This window comes from Caballeronia sp. INML2 (assembly GCF_023631365.1).
Classification (GTDB): Bacteria; Pseudomonadota; Gammaproteobacteria; order Burkholderiales; family Burkholderiaceae; genus Caballeronia; species Caballeronia turbans.
In genome coordinates this window covers 1-21,326 of the sequence record NZ_JALQDH010000034.1, presented here as the reverse complement: position 1 = coordinate 21,326, position 21,326 = coordinate 1, and the positions used below count along the sequence as shown (strand labels likewise).

The 21,326-nt window shown below is 63.1% G+C and carries 21 protein-coding genes; 7 read left to right on the top strand and 14 right to left on the bottom strand.

From position 1 onward, the window contains the following. Positions 1–123: 123 nt before the first annotated feature. Together NCT32_RS12130 and ychF are read right to left on the bottom strand one after the other, a co-directional pair. Complete coding sequence (locus NCT32_RS12130; protein WP_250490360.1) at positions 124–444, bottom strand: DUF3761 domain-containing protein; 321 nt, start codon at positions 442–444, stop codon at positions 124–126. A gap of 131 nt (positions 445–575) precedes the next feature. Then, positions 576–1,670 (bottom strand): redox-regulated ATPase YchF, encoded by a 1,095-nt coding sequence (gene ychF, locus NCT32_RS12125; protein WP_061121687.1) that lies wholly within the window; start codon positions 1,668–1,670, stop codon positions 576–578. A gap of 200 nt (positions 1,671–1,870) precedes the next feature. On the opposite strand from ychF, the gene NCT32_RS12120 reads away from it, so the two are divergent. The 4 genes from NCT32_RS12120 to NCT32_RS12105 all read left to right on the top strand — a co-directional run bounded on the left by NCT32_RS12120 (position 1,871) and on the right by NCT32_RS12105 (position 6,535). After that, positions 1,871–3,043, top strand: a complete 1,173-nt coding sequence (locus NCT32_RS12120; RefSeq protein ID WP_250490359.1) for a UbiH/UbiF family hydroxylase — start codon at positions 1,871–1,873, stop codon at positions 3,041–3,043. 66 nt (positions 3,044–3,109) lie between these two features. Continuing rightward, complete coding sequence (locus tag NCT32_RS12115; RefSeq protein WP_250477126.1) at positions 3,110–3,841, top strand: DsbC family protein; 732 nt, start codon at positions 3,110–3,112, stop codon at positions 3,839–3,841. A 159-nt stretch (positions 3,842–4,000) separates the two neighbouring features. Next, a complete protein-coding gene (locus NCT32_RS12110) occupies positions 4,001–5,800 on the top strand; it encodes a M61 family metallopeptidase (RefSeq protein ID WP_250477141.1) in 1,800 nt (599 codons plus the stop codon). A gap of 138 nt (positions 5,801–5,938) precedes the next feature. After that, the gene (locus NCT32_RS12105) at positions 5,939–6,535 is read left to right on the top strand and encodes an FMN-dependent NADH-azoreductase (RefSeq protein ID WP_061121692.1); all 597 of its coding nucleotides are present in this window, start codon (positions 5,939–5,941) and stop codon (positions 6,533–6,535) included. Between the two features lie 62 nt (positions 6,536–6,597). Here NCT32_RS12105 and NCT32_RS12100 read toward each other — a convergent pair whose 3' ends face one another. The 8 genes from NCT32_RS12100 to rpe form a co-directional block, all read right to left on the bottom strand. Continuing rightward, positions 6,598–7,377, bottom strand: coding sequence for a uracil-DNA glycosylase (locus NCT32_RS12100; RefSeq protein WP_250477123.1), 780 nt, complete (start codon positions 7,375–7,377; stop codon positions 6,598–6,600). Then, positions 7,374–8,024, bottom strand: coding sequence for a CYTH domain-containing protein (locus tag NCT32_RS12095; protein ID WP_250490358.1), 651 nt, complete (start codon positions 8,022–8,024; stop codon positions 7,374–7,376). Before NCT32_RS12095 ends, NCT32_RS12100 begins: the two co-directional genes overlap by 4 nt. A 19-nt stretch (positions 8,025–8,043) precedes the next feature. Then, entirely contained in the window at positions 8,044–8,829 is a 786-nt protein-coding gene (trpC, locus tag NCT32_RS12090) for an indole-3-glycerol phosphate synthase TrpC (protein ID WP_061121908.1), read from the bottom strand. An 11-nt stretch (positions 8,830–8,840) separates the two neighbouring features. Continuing rightward, the gene (trpD, locus tag NCT32_RS12085; protein ID WP_250477121.1) at positions 8,841–9,875 is read right to left on the bottom strand and encodes an anthranilate phosphoribosyltransferase; all 1,035 of its coding nucleotides are present in this window, start codon (positions 9,873–9,875) and stop codon (positions 8,841–8,843) included. A 4-nt stretch (positions 9,876–9,879) separates the two neighbouring features. Further along, the gene (locus NCT32_RS12080) at positions 9,880–10,464 is read right to left on the bottom strand and encodes an aminodeoxychorismate/anthranilate synthase component II (protein WP_061121906.1); all 585 of its coding nucleotides are present in this window, start codon (positions 10,462–10,464) and stop codon (positions 9,880–9,882) included. Positions 10,465–10,476: 12 nt separating this feature from the next. Further along, positions 10,477–11,973 carry an anthranilate synthase component I gene (gene trpE, locus NCT32_RS12075; RefSeq protein WP_250490357.1) on the bottom strand — a complete coding sequence of 499 codons (1,497 nt, stop codon included), beginning with the start codon at positions 11,971–11,973 and terminating at the stop codon, positions 10,477–10,479. Between the two features lie 372 nt (positions 11,974–12,345). Beyond that, entirely contained in the window at positions 12,346–13,086 is a 741-nt protein-coding gene (locus NCT32_RS12070) for a phosphoglycolate phosphatase (protein WP_061121904.1), read from the bottom strand. Further along, positions 13,083–13,778: a ribulose-phosphate 3-epimerase gene (gene rpe / locus NCT32_RS12065; protein ID WP_250490356.1), complete on the bottom strand. Its 696-nt coding sequence runs from the start codon at positions 13,776–13,778 to the stop codon at positions 13,083–13,085. Before rpe ends, NCT32_RS12070 begins: the two co-directional genes overlap by 4 nt. A 257-nt stretch (positions 13,779–14,035) precedes the next feature. Here rpe and apaG point away from each other — a divergent pair, with 257 nt between their 5' ends. Together apaG and NCT32_RS12055 are read left to right on the top strand one after the other, a co-directional pair. Then, positions 14,036–14,410: a Co2+/Mg2+ efflux protein ApaG gene (gene apaG, locus NCT32_RS12060; RefSeq protein WP_035510926.1), complete on the top strand. Its 375-nt coding sequence runs from the start codon at positions 14,036–14,038 to the stop codon at positions 14,408–14,410. Positions 14,411–14,507: 97 nt separating this feature from the next. Then, positions 14,508–15,749, top strand: coding sequence for a murein transglycosylase A (locus NCT32_RS12055; RefSeq protein ID WP_250477120.1), 1,242 nt, complete (start codon positions 14,508–14,510; stop codon positions 15,747–15,749). 64 nt (positions 15,750–15,813) lie between these two features. On the opposite strand, the gene paaK is transcribed toward NCT32_RS12055, so the two are convergent. The 4 genes from paaK to paaN all read right to left on the bottom strand — a co-directional run bounded on the left by paaK (position 15,814) and on the right by paaN (position 20,301). After that, entirely contained in the window at positions 15,814–17,118 is a 1,305-nt protein-coding gene (paaK, locus tag NCT32_RS12050; RefSeq protein ID WP_061121901.1) for a phenylacetate--CoA ligase PaaK, read from the bottom strand. 69 nt (positions 17,119–17,187) lie between these two features. Beyond that, positions 17,188–17,574: a hydroxyphenylacetyl-CoA thioesterase PaaI gene (paaI, locus tag NCT32_RS12045; RefSeq protein WP_250490368.1), complete on the bottom strand. Its 387-nt coding sequence runs from the start codon at positions 17,572–17,574 to the stop codon at positions 17,188–17,190. 71 nt (positions 17,575–17,645) lie between these two features. After that, entirely contained in the window at positions 17,646–18,437 is a 792-nt protein-coding gene (gene paaG / locus NCT32_RS12040; RefSeq protein ID WP_250477118.1) for a 2-(1,2-epoxy-1,2-dihydrophenyl)acetyl-CoA isomerase PaaG, read from the bottom strand. A gap of 154 nt (positions 18,438–18,591) precedes the next feature. Next, a complete protein-coding gene (paaN, locus tag NCT32_RS12035; RefSeq protein WP_250477117.1) occupies positions 18,592–20,301 on the bottom strand; it encodes a phenylacetic acid degradation protein PaaN in 1,710 nt (569 codons plus the stop codon). 137 nt (positions 20,302–20,438) lie between these two features. Here paaN and NCT32_RS12030 point away from each other — a divergent pair, with 137 nt between their 5' ends. After that, positions 20,439–21,215 carry an enoyl-CoA hydratase gene (locus tag NCT32_RS12030; protein WP_061121897.1) on the top strand — a complete coding sequence of 259 codons (777 nt, stop codon included), beginning with the start codon at positions 20,439–20,441 and terminating at the stop codon, positions 21,213–21,215. Positions 21,216–21,326 lie beyond the last annotated feature (111 nt).

Here is a 21,326-nt window from a genome sequence, read left to right as displayed (position 1 = left end):
GGTATGAACGCGGCGCGTTCGAGTCGGCGCGCGAGGATGTCCGGTCGCGCGGTTTCGCGCGTTCCCGCCGTCGCGCCTGGCGCGCGCGGGATCAAATGGCATTGTACTTCGCGGTGCCATCGGTCACTGCCAGCTCGCCACGCCGCCGTGTCTCGAATACGTGCCGCTGTGATGCTGGCTGAAGCTGTAGGTGCCGTCGCGGCATCGGGCGGTCGCGCCTGTGGGGACCGTGCCCGAGCGCGTGTGCGCGGGCGAGTGGACGAGGTTGCCGTCGTGATTGACGTAGTGGCCGTGGTTGTCGAGGTCGGATTCGTCTGGTTGCGGCTGGTATTGATATTGATAGCCGCGATAGCCGAAGGCGCCGGGTGTCCACACGACGCTCGTCACGATCAGCGCGGTCACCGCGAACGCACGCAACGCGCTCATCGACGCGTGTCTCTTCATCTTCTTTTGCGCTCTCGTTGTTGTTATTTATCGCGCATCGGTGCGCTGCCTTGCCGCGCAAGAAAAAAGCGGAGCCCCTTTATCGGGTACTCCGCTTCGCGAGGCAAGCAGCTTTGACTGTTCTTGACGTTTTACACGTTGAACAGGAAGTTCATGACATCCCCATCATGAACGACATACTCCTTCCCCTCCGCCCGCATCTTCCCCGCTTCCTTCGCGCCTTGTTCGCCCTTATAAGCGATGTAGTCATCGAACGAAATTGTCTGCGCACGGATGAAGCCGCGCTCGAAATCCGTGTGAATGGCGCCGGCGGCCTGCGGCGCCGTATCGCCGATATGAATCGTCCACGCGCGCACTTCCTTCACGCCCGCCGTGAAGTAGGTGTGCAGGCCGAGTAGCTTGAAACCCGCGCGAATCACGCGGTTCAAACCCGGCTCGTCCATGCCCATATCGGCGAGGAAGTCTTTCTTGTCGGCATCGTCGAGATCCGCGATTTCCGCTTCGATCGCCGCACACACCGCGACCACCGGCGCGTTCTCCGCTTCCGCGTGCTTGCGCACCGCGTCGAGGTACGGATTGTTCTCGAAGCCGTCGTCCTTCACGTTTGCGACGTACATCGTCGGCTTCGACGTGATGAGACACAGCGGCTTGATGGTCAGCTGTTCTTCGTCGGTCAGCGAGAGACCGCGCACCGGCTTCGCCTGATCCAGTTGCGCGCGCACCTTCTCGAGCACGGCGACGAGTTTCGCCGCTTCCTTGTCGTTGCCCGACTTCGCCGCCTTCGAGTAACGCGTGAACGCCTTTTCGACCGTCGCCAGATCGGCGAGCGCGAGTTCGGTGTTGATGACTTCGATATCCGCGATCGGGTCGATCTTCCCCGCGACGTGGATCACGTTCTCGTCTTCGAAGCAGCGCACGACATGCGTGATTGCATCCGTCTCGCGGATGTTCGCCAGAAACTGGTTGCCGAGGCCTTCACCCTTCGACGCACCCGCAACGAGACCCGCGATATCGACGAACTCGACCACCGCCGGCAGGATGCGCTCTGGCTTCACGATCTCGGCGAGCGCGTTCAGACGCGGATCCGGCACTTCGACCACGCCGACGTTCGGCTCGATCGTGCAGAACGGATAGTTCTCGGCGGCAATGCCCGCCTTGGTCAAAGCATTGAAAAGTGTGGACTTGCCGACGTTGGGCAAGCCGACGATGCCGCATTGGAGGCTCATGGGATCCTTCGAACTGGTGAGACGGCGCGGGCCGCGCAGGTTTCGTCAAAAATGGTGCGCAAAGAGCGGGCGAGGACCGCCCGCCACGCTGCGGCCGCGTCAGGCGGCCGGGCAAACCGCTATTGTACCGCCGTGCCGACGCCCGCAAGCGGCACCCTCGGCCGGCAAACCCGTTCGAACCCCACGGCTATAATGCCCGGATGACTCCGCATCCCCTCAGATTCCACGCAGTCGTCGTCGGCGGCGGGCTCGTCGGCAAGACGGCCGCGCTCGCGCTCGCCCAATCCGGTCTGCGCACCGCGCTCATCGCGTCGCGCCCCGCCGGTCTGCCGCCGGGCGCAGCGTTCGATTCGCGCATCTACGCGCTGTCCTCGAGCTCGCAGGCGCTGCTCGAGCGGCTGCGCGTCTGGCAGGCGCTCGATCGCTCGCGTCTCGGTCCGGTGTTCGACATGCGTGTTTTCGGCGACGCCCACGCGGAACTGCACTTCTCGGCGTTCCAGGCGTCGGTGCCGCAACTCGCGTGGATCGTGGAATCGTGGCTGATCGAACAGTCGCTCGATGCCGCGTTGCGCTTTCAGCCGAGCCTCTCGTGGTTCGAATCGCGCGCGCAGGGCATGACGGTCGAGGCCGACGCCGCGCATGTCGCGCTCGCGAGCGGCGAAATGCTCGAAACGGATCTGATCGTCGGCGCCGACGGCGCGCATTCCTGGGTGCGCGCTCAAATGGGCGCGAAGATGAATCGTCGCGATTATCGGCAGACGGGTGTCGTCGCCAATTTCCGGGCCGAGCGGCCGCACGGCGAAACCGCATATCAATGGTTCCGCGATACGGAAATCATCGCGCTGCTGCCGTTGCCCGGCGATCACGTTTCGCTCGTGTGGTCGGCACGCACGGAGCACGCCGACGAACTGCTCGCGCTCGATCCCGCTCAACTCGCGGCCCAGGTCGAACAGGCGACGCAAAACATGCTCGGCACGCTCGATTGCGTGACGCCCGCGCAGGGCTTTCCGCTCGGGCTGCAGACCGTGGACAAGCTGATCGCGCCGCGCGTCGCGCTCGTTGGCGATGCCGCGCATCTGATTCACCCGCTCGCGGGGCAGGGCATGAACCTCGGCCTGCGTGACGTGGCCGCGCTGGCTGACGTCATCGCCAACAAAGAGTCGTTCCGCGATCTCGGCGATCCGATTCTGCTGCGCCGCTATGAACGCGCGCGCCGCGAAGACATCCAGAAGCTCATGTTCGCGACCGACGGCCTGCAGCGGCTCTTTTCCGTGCCGGGCACGCTTGCGCGCGCGGTCCGTAACACGGGCATGGCGTTCGTCGGCGCGCAGCCGCTCATCAAGCGCTGGCTTGTGTCGGCGGCGCTCGGCTGAGACAGTCCATTGATATTCCACAGGCGCGACGCACGCGCTACGCTCAAGCGACTCACAGGAAACCGCATGAAAACCACCTTTCGCATCGCTCTCGCGACGGCCGCTGCGCTCGCCGTGACGCTCAGCATCGGCTGTTCGGCGCAGGCCGATGAAGTCACCGACAAGATCAAGTCGGCGCTCGAATCGCGCATGGGCGACGCCACCATCAAGAGCATCCAGAAGACGCCCGTGCCGGGACTATACGAAGTGAATCTCGGCTCGCAGATCATCTATAGCGATGCGACCGGCAACTACGTGCTGATCGGCGATCTCGTCGACACGCGCAGCAGCAAGAACCTCACCGAGGCGCGGCTCTCGGAAACGAACAAGATCGACTTCGCGAAGCTGCCGTTCGAAGACGCGGTGAAGGTCGTGAAGGGGAACGGCAAGCGCAAGATCGCGGTGTTTTCCGATCCGAACTGCCCATACTGCAAGCAACTCGAATCGACGCTGAAATCGATCGACAATGTCACCGTCTACACCTTCCTTTACCCGGTGCTCTCGCCGGATTCGACGGCCAAGTCGAAGTCGATCTGGTGCGCGCAGGATCGCGCGAACGCGTGGGAAAGCTGGATGCTCGACCGCAAGACGCCGCCCATGGCAGCGTCGTGCGACACGACTGCCATCGACAAGAACTTGAAGCTCGGCCGCTCGATGAACGTCACCGGCACGCCGACCGTGTTTCTCGCCGATGGCCGCCGTCTGCCGGGCGCCGTGCCCGCCGACCGGCTCGAAAAGGAACTGTCCGCCGTGCGCTGAGCGCGGCTCGAACGAGGAAAGGAGGCGCGTCATGCGCCTCATATGTTTTTACGGCCTTGCTTTTGCGAAAGCGCAGCGTAAAGAAGCAAGGCGCCGGGCGTGGCCAGGCGCGCCCAGAACAAGAACAAGGACATCGAGATGACTACGCTCATGCAAACGGTGCAGCCCGTGCGCTACCGCATCGTTCCGAAAAATCCCGCCGCGCATCTCTTCGAAGTGACGCTCACCGTTGCAGAGCCGGATCCGGCTGGCCAGCGGTTCATGTTGCCGGTGTGGATTCCTGGCAGCTACATGATCCGCGAGTTCGCGCGCAATATCGTGACGCTGCAGGCGTTCAACGCGGCGGGCCGCCGGGTCGCGATCGAAAAGATCGACAAGCACGCATGGCAAGCCGCACCGGTCGACGGACCGATCACGCTGCGCTACGAGGTCTACGCGTGGGACATGTCGGTGCGCGCCGCGCATCTGGACGACACCATCGGCTTCTTCAACGGGACGAGCACGTTCCTCGCGGTGGAAGGGCAGTCGGCCGCGCCGTGCATCGTCGATATCGAACCGCCGCAGGGCGGCGCGTATCGCAACTGGCGCGTCGCGACGGCGCTCGCCGAGGCGCGCGGCACGAAGCGCTACGGCTTTGGCAGCTATGAAGCGGCGAATTACGACGAACTCGTCGATCAGCCCGTCACGCTCGGCGAATTCGCGCTCGGCAGCTTCACCGCGCACGGCGTGAAGCATGACATCGTGATTTCGGGGCGCGTCGTCAATCTCGACATGAACCGGCTCGCCGCGGATCTGAAGCGCGTCTGCGAAGCGCAAATCGCGCTTTTCGAGCCGCGCACGAAGAAGGCGCCGGTGGAACGCTACGTGTTCATGACCGTCGCCGTCAGCGATGGTTATGGCGGGCTCGAGCATCGCGCATCGACGGCGCTGATCTGCAATCGCACCGATCTGCCCGTGCTGGGCCGCCCGGAAACGACCGAAGGCTATCGCACCTATCTCGGTCTGTGCAGCCACGAGTACTTCCATACGTGGAACGTGAAGCGCATCAAGCCGGCGGCGTTCGCGCCGTACGATCTGTCGCAGGAGAATTACACGACGCTGCTGTGGCTCTTCGAAGGCTTCACGTCCTACTACGACGATCTGTTGCTCGTGCGCAGCGGCCTCATCTCGGCGGGCGATTACTTCAACCTGCTCGGCAAGACGATCGGCAGCGTGCTGCGCGGCACGGGGCGCCTCAAGCAGTCCGTCGCGCAAAGCTCGGTCGATGCTTGGGTGAAGTACTATCGCGCCGACGAAAACGCGCCGAACGCGATCGTCAGCTACTACCAGAAAGGCTCGCTCGTCGCGCTGGCGTTCGATCTGTCGATCCGCGCGCAAACCGACAACCGCAAATCGCTCGACGACGTGATGCGCCTCCTCTGGCAACGCTACGGGCGCGAGTTCTACCACGGCAAGGCGCGCGGACTTATGGAGGAAGACGTCGAGGCGCTCTTCGCCGAAGCGACCGGCGCGGACCTGCGCTCGCTCTTCCGCGACGGCGTGCGCGGCACGCGCGATCTGCCGCTCGACGCGCTGCTCGAGCCGTTCGGCATCGCGATGGCGCCCGATTTGCCGGGCAACGGCGCATCGGTCAAGCCTTCGCTCGGCGCGCGTGTGCGCGGCGGCGCGGATTGCACGCTTGCCGTCGTGCATGAAGGCAGCGCGGCGCAGAAGGCGGGATTGTCGGCGGGTGATGTGCTCGTCGCAATCGACGGACTGCGCATCACCGGCTCCAATCTCGACGCGCTGCTGTCGCGCTATCTGCCGGGCACGAAGGTGGAAGTGCACGCGTTCCGCCGCGACGAGCTGCGCCGCACCGAGCTCAGGCTCGACGGGCCGGAAGTCGCGCGCTACGTGCTGACCGCCATCGACGGACGCGGCCCGTCGAAACAATGGCGCGAGCGCTGGCTGAAAGGCTGATCCGGAGGCGGATTGTTCTACCGGTGCAACGATCCGTCACGACCGCACGGCTTTTTCTCGACCGTCGAAAAACGAAGAATGCTTCCTAAGCCGGGCGCCGACGGTGCCCGAAACCCGATCAAGGAACAGGAACCCATCATGACGACGATTCTGCAAATCAACTCCGCCGCCCGTTCGCAAGGTGCTCAATCGACGCTGCTCGCCGACGAACTGACCGCGAAACTGCAACAAAGCAACCCTGGCGCAAAGCTGGTCGTGCGCAATCTGCTGGGCGACAACCTTCCGCACCTCGACGACGCCACGCTCGGCGCGTTCTTCACGCCCGCCGATCAGCGCAGCGCGGAACAAGCCGCGATCAACGCGAAGAGCGAAGCGCTGATCGCCGAGTTGCAGGCGGCGGATGTCGTCGTGATCGCAGCACCCCTGTACAACTTCGGCATCTCGTCGCAACTGAAGACGTACTTCGACTGGATCGCGCGTGCCGGCATCACCTTCCGCTATACCGCGAACGGTCCGGAAGGCCTCGTGAAGGGCAAGAAGGTGTACGTGGTGTCGGCGCGCGGCGGCAAGTACGCAGGCACGCCGAACGATTCGCAGACGCCGTTCCTTACGACGTTCCTCGGCTTCCTCGGCATGACCGACGTGAGCTTCATTTACGCCGAAGGCCTGAACATGGGGCCGGAAGTGGCTGGCGCGGCGCTGGCGTCGGCGCGTGAGGCCATTGCGGCTGTCTAAGCGTCTCTCTTCAAGAAGAAAACCCCGCTTATGCGGGCCGCTTATGCGGGGTTTTTTTGCGTTCAAGCGAGCAATTCCGGCTCGGCGGGCAAGCGCCAGTCGATTGCCTCACGCCCGTACTCGGTCAGGTATTCGTTCGCGCGCGCGAAATGTCCGCAGCCGAAAAATCCGCGATACGCCGACAACGGTGAAGGATGCGCCGCCTCCAGCACGCAATGCGATTTCCCCGTGCCTTCGATCAAACCGCGCTTTGCCTGCGCGTGCGCACCCCACAGCATGAACACGAGCCCGTCGTGACGCTGCGCCATTTCGTGGATCAGCGTATCGGTGCATTGCTCCCAGCCGCGTTTCGCGTGGCTGCCGGCTTTGTCGCGCTCGACCGTCAGCGACGTGTTGAGCAGCAGCACGCCTTGCTTCGCCCACGAATCGAGACAACCGTGCGCGGGCGCGGGAAACCCGAGACTTGCGTGAATCTCCTTGAAGATGTTGCGCAACGAAGGCGGCGGACGCACCGGCGCGGGCACCGAGAACGCCAGGCCGTGCGCTTGCGGCGCACCCTTGTCCTCGCCGTGATACGGGTCTTGCCCGAGAATCACGACTTTCACGTCGCCGGGATTCGTGAGACGCAGCGCGCGGAAAACATCGGCGGGATAAACTGTCTTGCCGGCGGCGCGCTCGTCATCGACGAATGCGCACAACGCGGCGTAGTGCTTGCTTTCGATGAAAGGCTTCAGATGCGTGCGCCAGTCGGCGGGCAGCGCTTCGAACTGGCTTTCGAGCGTCGCGAAAGTCGACGCAGGCGCGGATTCGTTATCCGCGAAAAGGGACGGCTGTTGGCTCATGCTCGGGCGTTGCGGTTTTTTTCGGGCTGTCCGCGCAGCAGATATCCGCGCTGGGCTTTGCTGAGATCCTCGGGAACGAGTTCGGGAAACGCGCCGCGCAATTCGGCGGCGAGCATCGAAAGCGCGGTTTCTTCGCCGGACTTCAGTTCCAGTTCCAGTTCGCTGATGTCCGCGCGACGCGTCTCGCCGTCGACGTCGGCGGTGATCTGGCCGACATCCAGCGCGACTTCGATCTGCGAACCTTCCCGTTCGATATCCCACACGATGCGCCTGAAGTCGGTCTTGAAGAGCGCGATCAGACCGGGCGCGGCGCGTTCCAGCGCTTCGCGTGCGGTGTCGTCGTCGCAAGCGGCGATCAGGGCGTCGATTTCGAGCGCTTCGCCTTCGACGGGCAATTCCCACTCGTGACGGTTGCTCAAACCCGCGACCGATTTGCCGAGCGTCTTGAACGTCTGCAGCCATTGCTCCGGCGTGCGGCGCAGGCGCAGCGCGGACTTCGCCTTCGCGAGCGCGCAGTCCGGCGTATCGAAATAGACGTTGGCAAGCTCGATCGGCTTGCCCGCGCCCGTGCGCTCGTCGAAGAAGCGCGCGACGTCGTCATGTTGCGACGGCGCGAGCGCGAGCTTGAGTTCCCGTTCGATGCCCATGCGGTTCCTGTCGGTGAAATCAGAAGAACATGCGTGCGAGTTCCGCGCCCGGATCGTCGGCGCGCATGAACGCTTCGCCGACGAGGAACGTATGCACGCGCATCGCTCGCAGCCGGTCGACATCGAGGCGCGACAGAATGCCGGATTCCGTCACGACGATGCGGTCATCCGGCACCGATTCCAGCATGCCGATGGTCGTGTCGATCGTCGTCTCGAACGTGCGCAGATTGCGATTATTAATGCCGATGAGCGGTGTCTTCAGCGTGAGCGCATCGCGCAGTTCGTCGGCGTCGTGCACTTCGACCAGCACCGCGAGCCCGAGCGAGTGCGCGTAGGCTTCGAGATCCTGCATTTGCGAGAGTTCGAGCGCGGCCGCGATCAGCAGGATGCAGTCCGCGCCCATCGCGCGCGCTTCGATGATCTGATACGGATCGATGATGAAGTCCTTGCGCAGCACCGGCAGGCTGCACGCGGCGCGCGCTTCTTCCAGATAGGCGACGCTGCCCTTGAAGAACTGCACGTCGGTGAGGACGGAAAGGCACGCGGCGCCGCCTTTTTCGTACGAGCGCGCGATATCGGCAGGCACGAAGTGCTCGCGCAGCACGCCCTTCGACGGACTCGCTTTCTTCACTTCGGCAATGACCGCGGCCTGATTCGCCGCATGTTTCGCCCGCAATGCGCCGACGAAATCGCGAAGGTCGCGCGCGCTGGCTTCGAGTTTCAGCTCTTCGAGCGGCGCGCTTTGTTCGGCGGCGCGAATTTCCTCGCGCTTGACCGCGATGATGCGATCCAGAATGTCACTCATGTTGGCTTCCGTTATTTCTTCGCAAACTGCTGCGTGAATTTCACGAGCGCTTCAATCTTTTCGCGTGCGGCGCCGCTCGCAATCGCTTCGCGCGCGGCGGCCATGCCCGCGTCGATCGAATCGACGACGTCCGCGGCATAAAGCGCCGTGCCGGCATTCAAGGTGACGATTTCGCGCGCCACGCCCGCCTTGTTGTTCAGCGCGCCGAGCAGCATGGCCTTCGATTCCTGCGCGTCCTGCACCTTCAACGAGCGGTTCGACACCATCTGCAGGCCGAAATCCTCAGGATGAATCTCGTACTCGGTCACTTCACCGTTCTTCAGTTCGCCGACTTTCGTCGCGGCGCCGAGCGACACTTCGTCCATGCCGTCCTTGCCGTACACCACCAGCACGTGTTTCGCGCCGAGACGCTGCATCACGCGAACCTGAATGCCGACGAGGTCTTCGTGAAATACGCCCTGAAGCTGGTTCGGCGCGGCGGCCGGGTTCGTCAGCGGCCCGAGAATATTGAAAATGGTCCGCACGCCCAGTTCGCGGCGCACGGGCGCGATGTTCTTCATCGCCGGATGATGGTTCGGCGCGAACATGAAGCCCATGCCGGTTTCGGCAATCGACGCGGCCACTTGTTCCGGTGTCAGATCGATGTTCACGCCGAGCGCTTCGAGTACGTCCGCGCTGCCCGACTTGCTAGACACGCCGCGGTTGCCGTGCTTTGCGACCTTCGCGCCCGCCGCGGCCGCAACGAACATCGACGCGGTGGAGATGTTGAACGTGTGCGAGCCGTCGCCGCCCGTGCCGACGATATCGACGAAATGCGAGTTGTCCTCGACTTCGACATGATTCGCGAACTCGCGCATCACGGTCGCGGCCGCCGCGATCTCGCCGATGGTTTCCTTCTTCACGCGCAAGCCGGTGATGATCGCGGCCGCCATGACGGGCGACATCTCGCCGCGCATGATCTGGCGCATCAGGTGCAGCATTTCGTCGTGAAAAATCTCGCGATGCTCGATCGTGCGTTGCAGCGCTTCCTGTGCGGTGATTGTCATGTTCTTAAGCCCGCTTGCCGGTCGATGAGTTCTTCACGAAGTTTTCCAGAAGCGCGTGGCCGTGCTCGGACAGAATCGATTCCGGATGGAACTGCACGCCTTCCACTTCGAGTTCCTTGTGACGCACGCCCATGATCTCGCCGTCCGGCGTCCATGCGGACACCTCGAGACAGTCGGGCAAAGACTCGCGCTCAATTGCCAGCGAGTGATAGCGCGTCACGTTGAAGTGTTTAGGCAGATCGGCGAACACGCCTTTACAGTCCGTCTCGATCTGACTGACCTTGCCGTGCATGATCGTCTGCGCGCGCACGACGCGCCCGCCGAATGCCTCGCCGATCGCCTGATGGCCGAGGCACACGCCGAGAATCGGCAGCTTGCCGGAGAATTCGCGCAATACGTCGAGCGTGATGCCCGCGTGTTGCGGATTGCTCGGTCCCGGCGAGAGGCAGATGCGCTCGGGGTTGAGCTTCGCGATAGCGTCGAGCGTGATTTCGTCGTTGCGATAGGTGCGCACGTCCTCGCCGAGTTCGCCGAAGTACTGGACCAGGTTGTAGGTGAAGGAATCGTAGTTGTCGATCATCAGCAGCATGGTCTTGTCTCCTCAGAAGTCGCTGTCGAGGCCGTCTTGCACTTGCTCGGCGGCGCGCAGCACGGCGCGCGCCTTGTTCTCCGTTTCCTGCCATTCGGATTCGGGCACCGAATCGGCGACGACGCCCGCTGCCGCCTGAACGTAGAGATTGCCTTTGTGGATCAGGCCGGTGCGAATCGCGATCGCGAGATCCATTTCGCCGCTGAACGACAGATAACCGACTGCGCCGCCGTAAAGACCGCGCTTGACCGGCTCCAGTTCGTCGATGAGTTCCATCGCGCGGACCTTCGGCGCGCCGGACAGCGTGCCGGCGGGGAAGGTCGCGCGCAGCACGTCGTAGTTATTCATGCCGTCTTTGAGCTTGCCTTCGACCGAGCTCACGATGTGCTGCACGTGCGAGTACTTCTCGATGATCATCTTGTCCGTCACGGAAACCGAGCCGGTCTGCGCAATGCGGCCGACGTCGTTGCGCGCGAGGTCGATCAGCATCACATGCTCGGCGATTTCCTTCGGATCGTTCAGCAGTTCGGTGGCGAGCTCGGCGTCGCGCTCGGGCGTGTTGCCGCGCGGACGGGTGCCGGCGAGCGGACGAATCGTCACGAGGCGATCGTCCGCGCGCTTTTCCTGACGCACGAGAATTTCCGGCGACGCGCCGACCACGTGCATTTCGCCGCCGAAGTTGTAGTAGTACATGTACGGCGACGGATTCAGCGAACGCAGCGCGCGATACAGCGAAAGCGGATTGTCGCGGAACGGCTTGATGAGGCGCTGGCCGACCTGCACCTGCATCAGCTCGCCAGCCGCGATGTATTCCTTCGCCTTGCGCACGGCGTTCAGATAGTCATCCTTCTTGAACTCGCGGTACGTTTCAGTGCGCACGCTCGCGGACGTCACCGGCGGTTGAACCGTCGTACGCAGCCGCGCGCGCAGTTCGCGCAGACGATGCTTCGCTTTGGCATACGCTTCCGGCCTGGTCGGATCGGCGTAGACGATCAGATAGAGCTTGCCCGCGAGGTTGTCGATGACCGCGACTTCTTCGGTCAGCAGCAGTTGAATGTCGGGCAGGTCGAGATCGTCGGGCGGTGCGGTGTGCGCGAGCTTTTTCTCGATGTAGCGCACCGCGTCATAACCGAAATAGCCGGCGAGACCACCGCAGAAGCGCGGCAAGCCGGGGCGCGTCGCGACTTTGAAGCGCTTTTGAAATTGCTCGATAAACGCGAGCGGATCGCCGTCATCCGTTTCGACGACGTTGCCGTCCGTGACGACTTGCGTCTTGCCGTTGCGCACGCTCACGGTCGTGCGGGCAGGCAGGCCGATGAACGAGTAGCGCCCGAACCGCTCGCCGCCCACGACGGATTCCAGCAGGAACGAGTTCGCGCCGTTGCGCTCGGTCTGCGCGAGCTTGAGGTAAAGCGAGAGCGGCGTTTCGAGATCGGCGAGGGCTTCGGCGATGAGCGGAATGCGGTTGTAGCCTTCGTTCGCCAGCGATTGGAATTCGAGTTCGGTCATGTTGCGATCCTTGAGCGACGCGCGCTTTCAGGGGTGGCGCGGCATCGGGGAGTGCAGGGCGCTGCGGTCGGTCGAGTCCCGTGATGATCGCATACGGCGGCCCCGCCGCTTCGAATTGCCGAAGCGGGTAAGGCGACTCGCGCAGCACGACACGACGCGTGCCTGAGCGAGGCTCGATATACAGCGAATCAACGGAAACGGCGCGGAATGCGCAGCGAAACAAAAAACGGATGCCGAAGCAGATGAAGCAAAACGCGACATGGCTTCAGCGAACCTCGGGCGAGGTTAGCGCGACCAGCGACGCCAGGGCCAGGCTCCCCGGTCGATGCTGCTCAGACTCCGTTTTCTGTTGAGAAACATGAATGGATGGACTTATTCAGTGAGTGTTGCATCCGGCGGTGCCAGAGTGGCGGCTATCGCCAGCGCTGCGGTGCGCAGCGAGGAAACTATACCATCGGATTTCACCGATTGCACAGGTTTCCCATGGTTGTAGCCATACGGAACGGTCAGTGTCGCGAGGCCGGCGGCACGACCCGCGAGCGCATCATTTTCCGAATCGCCGACCGCCACGGTTTCGCGCGGCAAGACGTCCAGGCGTTCGCATGCGGTGAGCATCGGCAGCGGATCGGGCTTCTTCGCGGGCAGAGAATCGCCGCCGAGAATCACCTTGAAGAAATCCGCGATGCCGAAGTGCGCGAGCAACTCCACGGCGAACCGATGCGGCTTGTTGGTGACGCACGCGAGCAGGACGCCGCTTTCGCGCATCGCTTCGAGGCCTTCCTTCACTTCCGGGAAGAGCGCCGAGTGCTTGCCGTTGACCTTCGCGTATTCGCTCTGATAGATCGCGAGCGCGTCATCGAATTGCGCGGCCGCTTGCAACGGCGACAGGCGCACCGCGAGCACGCTGCGAATCAGATTCTCCGAACCCTTGCCGACGTAGTCCGTAACTTCATCGCGTGTGACCGGCTGTGCGATGCCGATGCGCGCGAGCATCGCGTTCAATGCGGCGACGAAATCATCCGCGGTGTCGACCATCGTGCCGTCGAGGTCGATGATGGCGGCCCGGATCGGGCGGTTCACAAAAGGCGACTGCGCCGCTGCGAGCTCACTCATTCCTTCGCTCCCGATTCGACCGTGGCCAGTTCCGCGCGCATCGCGTCGATGACCTCCTTGTAGTCCGGTTTGCCGAAGATGGCGGAGCCGGCGACGAACGAATCCGCGCCGGCTTCGGCGATTTCCGCGACGTTGTCGATCTTCACGCCGCCGTCGACTTCCAGATGAATCTCGCGCCCCGTGCGATCGCGATACGCATCGATGCGCGCGCGCGCCTCGCGCAACTTGTTGAGCGCCTCGGGAATGAACGATTGCCCGCCGAATCCCGGATTGACCGACATGATCAGCACGAGATCGACCTTGTCCATCACGTGGTCGAGGTAATTGAGCGGCGTCGCGGGATTGAACACGAGACCCGCCTTGCAGCCGTGATCGCGGATCAGCGACAGCGTGCGGTCGATGTGATCCGAACCTTCCGGGTGGAAACTGATCATATTGGCGCCGGCTTTCGCGAAATCCGGCACGATGCGGTCGACCGGGCGCACCATGAGATGCACGTCGATGGGCACGTCCACGTGCGGGCGGATGGCTTCGCACACTAGCGGGCCGATCGTGAGATTCGGCACGTAGTGGTTGTCCATGACGTCGAAGTGGATCCAGTCGGCGCCGGCGGCGACGACGTTGCGGACTTCCTCGCCCAGGCGGGAAAAGTCGGCGGAGAGGATACTGGGAGCGATGTGGAATTGCGCCATGGACGTATGCGGGTAGCGGCTTAAAGCAGTGATTTTAACCCGCGTTTTCCTTCGAGTCCTTCGTCCGAATGGCCAATGGATCGCGTGCGAACATGTCGTCGGGCGCCAATCGTGTTGCGGGCGCCGCTCGCATCAAGCAGAATGCCAGACCAATGATGGCGCGGTCGCGCGCTTTTCGTCCGCGGTTTTCGTCCGTGCTTTTGTCCGCGCTTTTGTCCGGTGAGGCAGCGACCAGTCGAACTGATATTGGAACAACGATGAGCCAGTACGAATTCAGCGTTTCCGTGGAGACGCGGTATTTGCCCGAACAGTCCGACCCGGATAGCCGTCAGTACGCATTCGCCTACACGCTGACGATTCGCAATACCGGTCAGGTCGCGGCACAATTGATCTCGCGACACTGGATCATTACCGACAGCAACGATCACGTGCAGGAAGTGAAGGGGCTCGGCGTCGTCGGGCATCAGCCGCTTCTGCCTCCGGGCGAGCAGTTCGAATACACGAGTTGGGCCGTGATCGCAACGCCGGTCGGCACGATGCGCGGAGAGTATTTCTGCGTGGCTGAAGACGGCGAGCGTTTCGAGGCGCCTGTAGCGGAATTCGCATTGCATATGCCGCGCACGCTCCATTGAGCTGTAACCGGCGGCGCGTGACGCGTATCAGCGGCGTTTCGCCGGATCGTTCGAGCGGTTCTGGTTCTTCTTCTTGCCCGATGCCGTCCACACGACGATGAAGATCAGCAAGGCGAGCGCCACGAGCGACTCGAGCGCAAAAATAAGCATTGGATATTCGTCGAACAGATCAGACATGGCGGTTCCCATCAAGAACGAGCATTGTATGCGTTTCGTGCGGCCGACCGCACGAGCAGCGGCCTGGGCCGCATCGATTGCAACCGCTGTCCTGCTCGCCTCGTGCGGAGGCGGCAACTACGTGAAGCCGGGCGCGAGCACGGCGACTGGCACGCCGATCGTTCCCGGACAGCGCTCCGCGTCGCGGCTAACCGCAGTGAGCTGGCAGCAGGTGCCGGGCTGGCAGGACGATTCGCTGATCGGCGCGACAGCCGCGCTGCGTCAGAACTGCAGCCGGCTCGCGCGACAGGCCAACTGGCAGAAGGCGTGCACGGCGGCGTTGCGGCTCGACGACCTGGATATGTCGGCGGCGCGCAGCTTCTTCGAAACCTATTTCACGCCCTTCCAGCTTGCCAACACCGACGGCACGCTCGACGGTCTCGTGACCGGCTACTACGAGCCGCTGCTGCGCGGCTCGCGCACGCGTCACGGGCCATATCAGTACGCGCTGTATCGCTGGCCATACCGCTATAAGCCCGGCTCCGCGTTGCCTGCGCGCGCGCAGCTCGAACGTTCGGGCGTATTGAACGGCAACGAGCTCGTGTGGGTCGACGATCCGATCGAGGTGTTCTTCCTGCAAGTGCAGGGGTCCGGACGCGTAAAGATGGAAGATGGCAGCGTCATGCGCGTCGGCTTCGGCGGCACGAACAATCAGCCGTACCGGTCGATCGGCAAGGAACTGCTCGATCGCGGCGAGCTCGCGCCCGCGCAAGCAACGATGCAAGGCATCAAGGCGTGGGCGAAGGCGAACCCGGCGCGTGTCGACGCGCTGCTGGACGTGAATCCGCGCTTCGTCTTCTTCCGCGAAATGCCCGCGAACGAAACGATGCCCGCAAGTCTCGGTGACGGGCCCGTCGGTGCGCTCGGCGTGCCGCTCACGCCTGAACGTTCGATCGCGGTCGATCCCTCGGCGATCCCGCTCGGCACGCCCGTCTTTCTTCAGACGACGCGTCCGCTCAGCAACCAGCCGATGAACCGCCTCGTGTTCGCGCAGGACACCGGCACGGCGATCAAGGGCGGCGTGCGCGCGGATTACTTCTGGGGTCTCGGCGACGATGCCGGCGATCTCGCCGGACGCATGAAGCAGGGCGGCAGGATGTGGCTGCTGTTGCCGAACTCCTGATTCTCGTGTGCTTTGCTGGCGACAAAAAAGCTCGCGGCTTTTACGGCTCGCGAGCTTTTTTACGTCATGACGTCATGTTGCGCCGATCGATCACGCGTCGAGCCTTCCCAACCGAACGTTCGATGCCGTTCACCGCGAGCACGTTCACCTCGGCGCTCACGCCGATCAGCGCCTTGATGTCGTAGGCGAGCGCGGCCTTCGCGCTGTCGAGCGCCGCGATGTCTGGCGCCGATTCCGGACAAGGCTCCACGTTCAGCGTGAGAACGTCGAGAGGACCTTCCTTGGTAAGCACGATCTGATAGTGGGGCGCGAGCACCGGCCGCTTGAGCAGCAACTCTTCGATCTGCGTCGGGAAGACGTTCACGCCGCGCACGATCATCATGTCGTCGGAGCGACCCGTGATTTTCTCCATGCGACGCATCGTGCGAGCGGTGCCGGGCAGCAGGCGCGTCAGATCGCGCGTGCGATAGCGAATGATCGGCAGCGCTTCCTTCGTGAGCGATGTGAACACGAGCTCGCCAAATTCGCCGTCGGGTAGCACTTCGCCGGTTTCCGGATCGATGATCTCGGGATAAAAATGATCTTCCCAGATCGTCGGGCCGTCCTTGGTCTCCGCGCATTCGGACGCCACGCCAGGCCCCATCACTTCGGAGAGCCCGTAAATGTCGACGGCGTCGATGCCCATGCGCGTCTCGATCGCGCGACGCATGTCGTTCGTCCAGGGCTCGGCGCCGAAAATGCCGATGCGCAAGGAGCACGACGCCGGATCGATGCCCTGGCGCTCGAGTTCATCGGCGATCGAGAGCATGTAACTCGGCGTGACCATGATGATGTCGGGGCGGAAGTCCTGAATCAGTTGCACCTGCTTTTCGGTCTGACCGCCGCCGAAGGGAATGACCGTGAGGCCCGCGCGCTCCGCACCGTAATGTGCGCCGAGTCCGCCGGTGAAAAGTCCGTAACCGTAGCTCACATGGACCTTGTCACCACGCCGCGCGCCGGCGGCGCGGATCGAGCGCGCGACGAGGTTCGCCCAGTTGTCCAGATCTTGCGCGGTGTAGCCGACGACTGTCGGCTTGCCCGTCGTGCCGGACGACGCGTGAATGCGCGAGACGCGTTCCTGGGGCACGGCGAACATGCCGAACGGGTAGTTATCGCGCAGATCCTTTTTGGTCGTGAAGGGAAAGCGCGCGAGATCCGAAAGCGAGTTGACGTCATCCGGATGCACGCCGGCTTCGTCGAACTTGCGCCGATAGACGGGGGAATTCTCGTACGCGTGTTTGAGCGTCCATTTGAGGCGTTCGAGTTGCAGCGCGGCGAGTTCGTCGCGGCTTGCCTTTTCGATCGGCTCGAGCGGCAGCGGTGTGGTCATTGCTGTCTCCTTGATGCTGACTGTGCGGCGCGGCTTTTTCGTGCCACGTCCGTCATATGACGAGTCCCGTCATGCGGGGATCACGGTACCTCTGATTTGCGCTGACTTGCCGCGAAACATTGCGACCGCTTCGCCTTCCCGATTCGTGACGCGGATGTCGTAGATGCCCGTGCGGCCGCTCAAGGTCTGCTCGATCGCCTCGGCAGTCAGACGATCGCCGCCCTGCACAGGACGTAGAAACTCGATCGAGCAACCCGCGGCGACCGTGCTGATGTTGTATGAATTGCAGGCGAAGGCGAACGCGGAGTCCGCCAGGGTGAACATCAGCCCGCCGTGGCAAATCGCATGACCGTTGAGAAAATCGGCGCGCACTTCCATTTGCAGCCGCGCATAGCCCGGCCGCACTTCAATCAGCTCGATGCCGAGCGCGCGGGTGCACGCGTCCGCTTCGTACATGGCTTTGGCTGTGGCTTCCGCGAGTTGTTGTGGCGTCACAAGTGTCTCCAGATTCCAGATTGATTCGGTGCTCACAGGCCTTCGAAGCGCGGCGCGCGCTTCTCCTTGAACGCCGCGACACCCTCGATGTAATCGGGCGAGGCGCCCAGCTCGCGCTGCAGATCGCGTTCGAGGTCGAGCTGCTGATCGAAAGTCTTGTTCGCGCCCGCTCGGATCGCCTGTTTGATCGCGATGACCGCACGCGCCGGCTGCTGCGCAAGTTGCGCGGCCAGTTGCGCTGCCGCCTGCGGCAACTCGGCGTCGTCGACGACGCGCCACACGATGCCCCAAGCCTCCGCTTTTTCCGCGCTGAGCTTTTCGCCCGTCAGCGCGAGGCCGAGCGCGCGCGCTTCACCGACGCGGCGCGGCAAGAGCCAGGTTCCGCCCGAATCCGGCACGAGGCCGATCTTCACGAATGCCTGGATGAAACTCGCCGATCGCGCCGCGACGACGAGGTCGCACGCCATCGCGAGATTCGCGCCCGCGCCAGCGGCGGTGCCGTTCACAGCGGCGATGACAGGCAGCGGCATGGCCTGCAGTCGTCGGACGAGCGGATTAAAGTGCTCGTCGATCAGGTCCCCGAGATCCGAGATCGAACCGGGCGTGAAATCCAGATCTGCGAGATCCTGGCCCGCGCAAAAACCGCGGCCGGCGCCAGTAATGACCAACGCGCGCGCGTTGCCCGCCTCTATTTCAGTAAGCACCCGATTCAGTTCACGATGCATCTCGCGCGTGAAGCTGTTGAGCTTGTCGGGTCGATTGAGCGTCAACGTCGCGACGCGCGTTTCGCGATCGACGTGGACCAACACGGACTTCTCTGTCATTGCTTCTCCTCCGTCGCCGAGTCTGGCCGCAGCGGCTGTGCCGGCCTGTTTTCCTTGCAATCCGATACTAGCCGCGCAGCCGGCTGCTTTCCATTAGGCCGAATGGCATAAGCCGTTTGCACGGCGGTTCGGCCTTCGCGTTGTGCAGTTTGGCTTATGCCGTTTGGCCGACTTCCGCTTGCGCAGCCTTCGGAGCAACATGAACTCGGCTCTGCACCACGCGGAAGCGATTGGCGACGAACGCGGCGTCAGACAGCGCGGCATTGGCTGCCGGATTGGCGCCCGTTCCGTGGAAGTCCGAGAACGCAGCCGTTTGATTGACGAAAACGCCGCCGGTGAGGTTGATCGAGAGCGCGACGCCGCCTTCAATGGCTGCTTCATGCGCGGCTTCGATGACCTTGTCGTCGGTGCTGTAGACCGACAACGTCAACGCGCCGTGTGTGCGTGCGATCGAGCCGGCGAGTTCGAGCGATTGCGCGGTCGAGTCAGTCGCGATCACGAACGAGATCGGGCCGAACCATTCCTTGGTGAAGTTGGCCTCGTCGGTGCGTGCGTCGAGCTTGAGCATCAGCGGGGTGTGCACGCGTGCTTCAGGAAATGCCGGGTGCACGAGCGATTGACTGTCGAGGAGAACGTCGCCAAGTTTGCGCGCTTCGGCGACGCGTTCCACGACGCCTTCGTTCTGAATGGCGCCCGTGAGTTCGACAGCGCGTGCCGCATCGGACGTTAGTTTTTCGAGGGCGCTCGCGAGCGCTTTCGCGACGTCATCGAAGCTCAACTGGCCGTCGGCTGTGCGTATGCCATCGCGCGGCACGTAGATATTCTGCGGCGCCGTGCACATTTGACCCGAATAGAGGGCGAGCGAAAAGGCGATGTTGCGTGCGGCGGCCTTCATGTCGTCCACGGAGTCGATGACGATCTGATTCACGCCGGCCTTTTCGGTGTACACCTGGGCCTGATGCGCATTGCGCTCGAGCCACGTGCCGTTTTGCGTGCTGCCCGTGAAGTCGATCAGCTTGATTTCGGGACGCACGGCCAGTTCTTGAACCAGCCCGCCGTCGTTGGGTTCGGTGGCGAGCAGGGTGACGACGTTTGGATCGAATCCCGCCTCGCGAAGGACTTCACGGGCGATGCGCACCGTGATTGCGAGCGGCAGGATCGCGCCTGGGTGCGGCTTGACGATGACGGTGTTGCCCGTTGCGAGATCGGCGAACATGCCGGGATAGCCGTTCCAGGTCGGGAAGGTGCAGCAGCCGAGCACGAGGCCCGTGCCGCGCGGGACGACGGAGAAGCGCTTGTGCATCGCAAGCGGCGGGTTCTTGCCTTGCGGTTTTTCCCAATGCGCTTCGGCGGGAATGCGGCGCAGTTGGTCCCACGCGTAGACGACGGCTTCGAGCGCGCGGTCTTGCGCGTGCGGGCCACCGGCCTGGAAAGCCATCATGAATGCCTGGCCGGTCGTATGCATCACGCTGTACGCAATCTCGAAACTGGCGCGGTTCAGACGCGAAAGAATTTCGAGGCTCACGCCGACCCATGCTTGTGGCCCGGCAGAGCGCCAGTCGGCCTGAGCGTCGGCTGCGGCTCGGATGAGCGCGTCCGGACTGGACTTCGGATAGCGGATGTCGAGCGCGATGCCGAACGGCGAGCGCTCCTTCCCGACCGTCTCGTCCGTCGACGGCTGATCGAGTTCGAAGGTCTTGCCGAAGTGGGCTTTGAACGCGGCTTCTCCATCGGCGTTGGCCGTTTCCCCGTACACTTTGGGGCTCGGCATTTCGGCAAACGGGCTCCAGTAGCCGCGCGTTTCGATGGCTGTGAGCGCTTTGGCGAGCGTCGCTTCGTGCTTCGTGAATAGCGGATGTGTCATGGTCGAGAGAAGAGAACGAAGGGAAGGTGCCGGGCCGAATAATTAACCGACCGGTTGGTTGGTAATGGTAGCATTATCGGAATGCTGTGACGACGTCTTTTCATTAGGGCTTACCTGAGGATCCCAAGGAGGAGCGAATGGCTTACGAGAATCTGCTGGTGGAAACGCGCGGTCGGGTCGGGCTGATTACGCTGAACCGCCCGAAAGCGCTCAATGCGCTCAACGATGCGTTGATGGACGAACTGGGCACGGTGCTCAAGGCCTTCGACGCCGACGAGAACATCGGCGCGATCGTCTTGACCGGAAGCGAGAAGGCGTTCGCGGCCGGCGCTGACATTGGCATGATGGCCAGCTATTCCTATATGGATGTCTATAAGGGCGACTACATCACGCGCAATTGGGAAACAATCCGCACGATTCGCAAACCCATCATCGCAGCGGTCGCGGGCTTCGCGCTCGGCGGCGGCTGCGAACTTGCGATGATGTGCGACATCGTCATCGCAGCCGATACCGCCCGGTTCGGTCAACCGGAGATCAAGCTTGGCGTGATCCCAGGTGCTGGAGGCACCCAGCGCTTGCCGCGCGCCGTCTCCAAGGCCAAGGCGATGGATCTCTGCCTGACCGCGCGCATGATGGATGCTGACGAGGCCGAGCGCGCTGGGCTTGTGTCGCGGGTCGTCGGGGCGGATCGCCTGCTCGATGAGGCTGTCGAAGCGGCGACGATCATCGCCGGCTTCTCGCTTCCCGCCGTAATGATGGCCAAGGAGGCGGTCAACCGCGCTTACGAGACGACGCTTGCCGAGGGCGTGCATTTCGAGAGGCGCTTGTTCCATTCGCTGTTCGCAACGGAAGATCAGAAGGAGGGCATGGCGGCGTTCGTCGAGAAGCGGAAGCCGGTCTTCAAGCATCGGTGATTATTAGGTGAGAAAGCGCTTGCGCTTCTCGGTCTCACTCACTAGAATTCCGTTCCTTCGCGATTCGATGAACGCGAAGGAAGCGAGAGTAGAGGCGGTATCGGTGGTGTG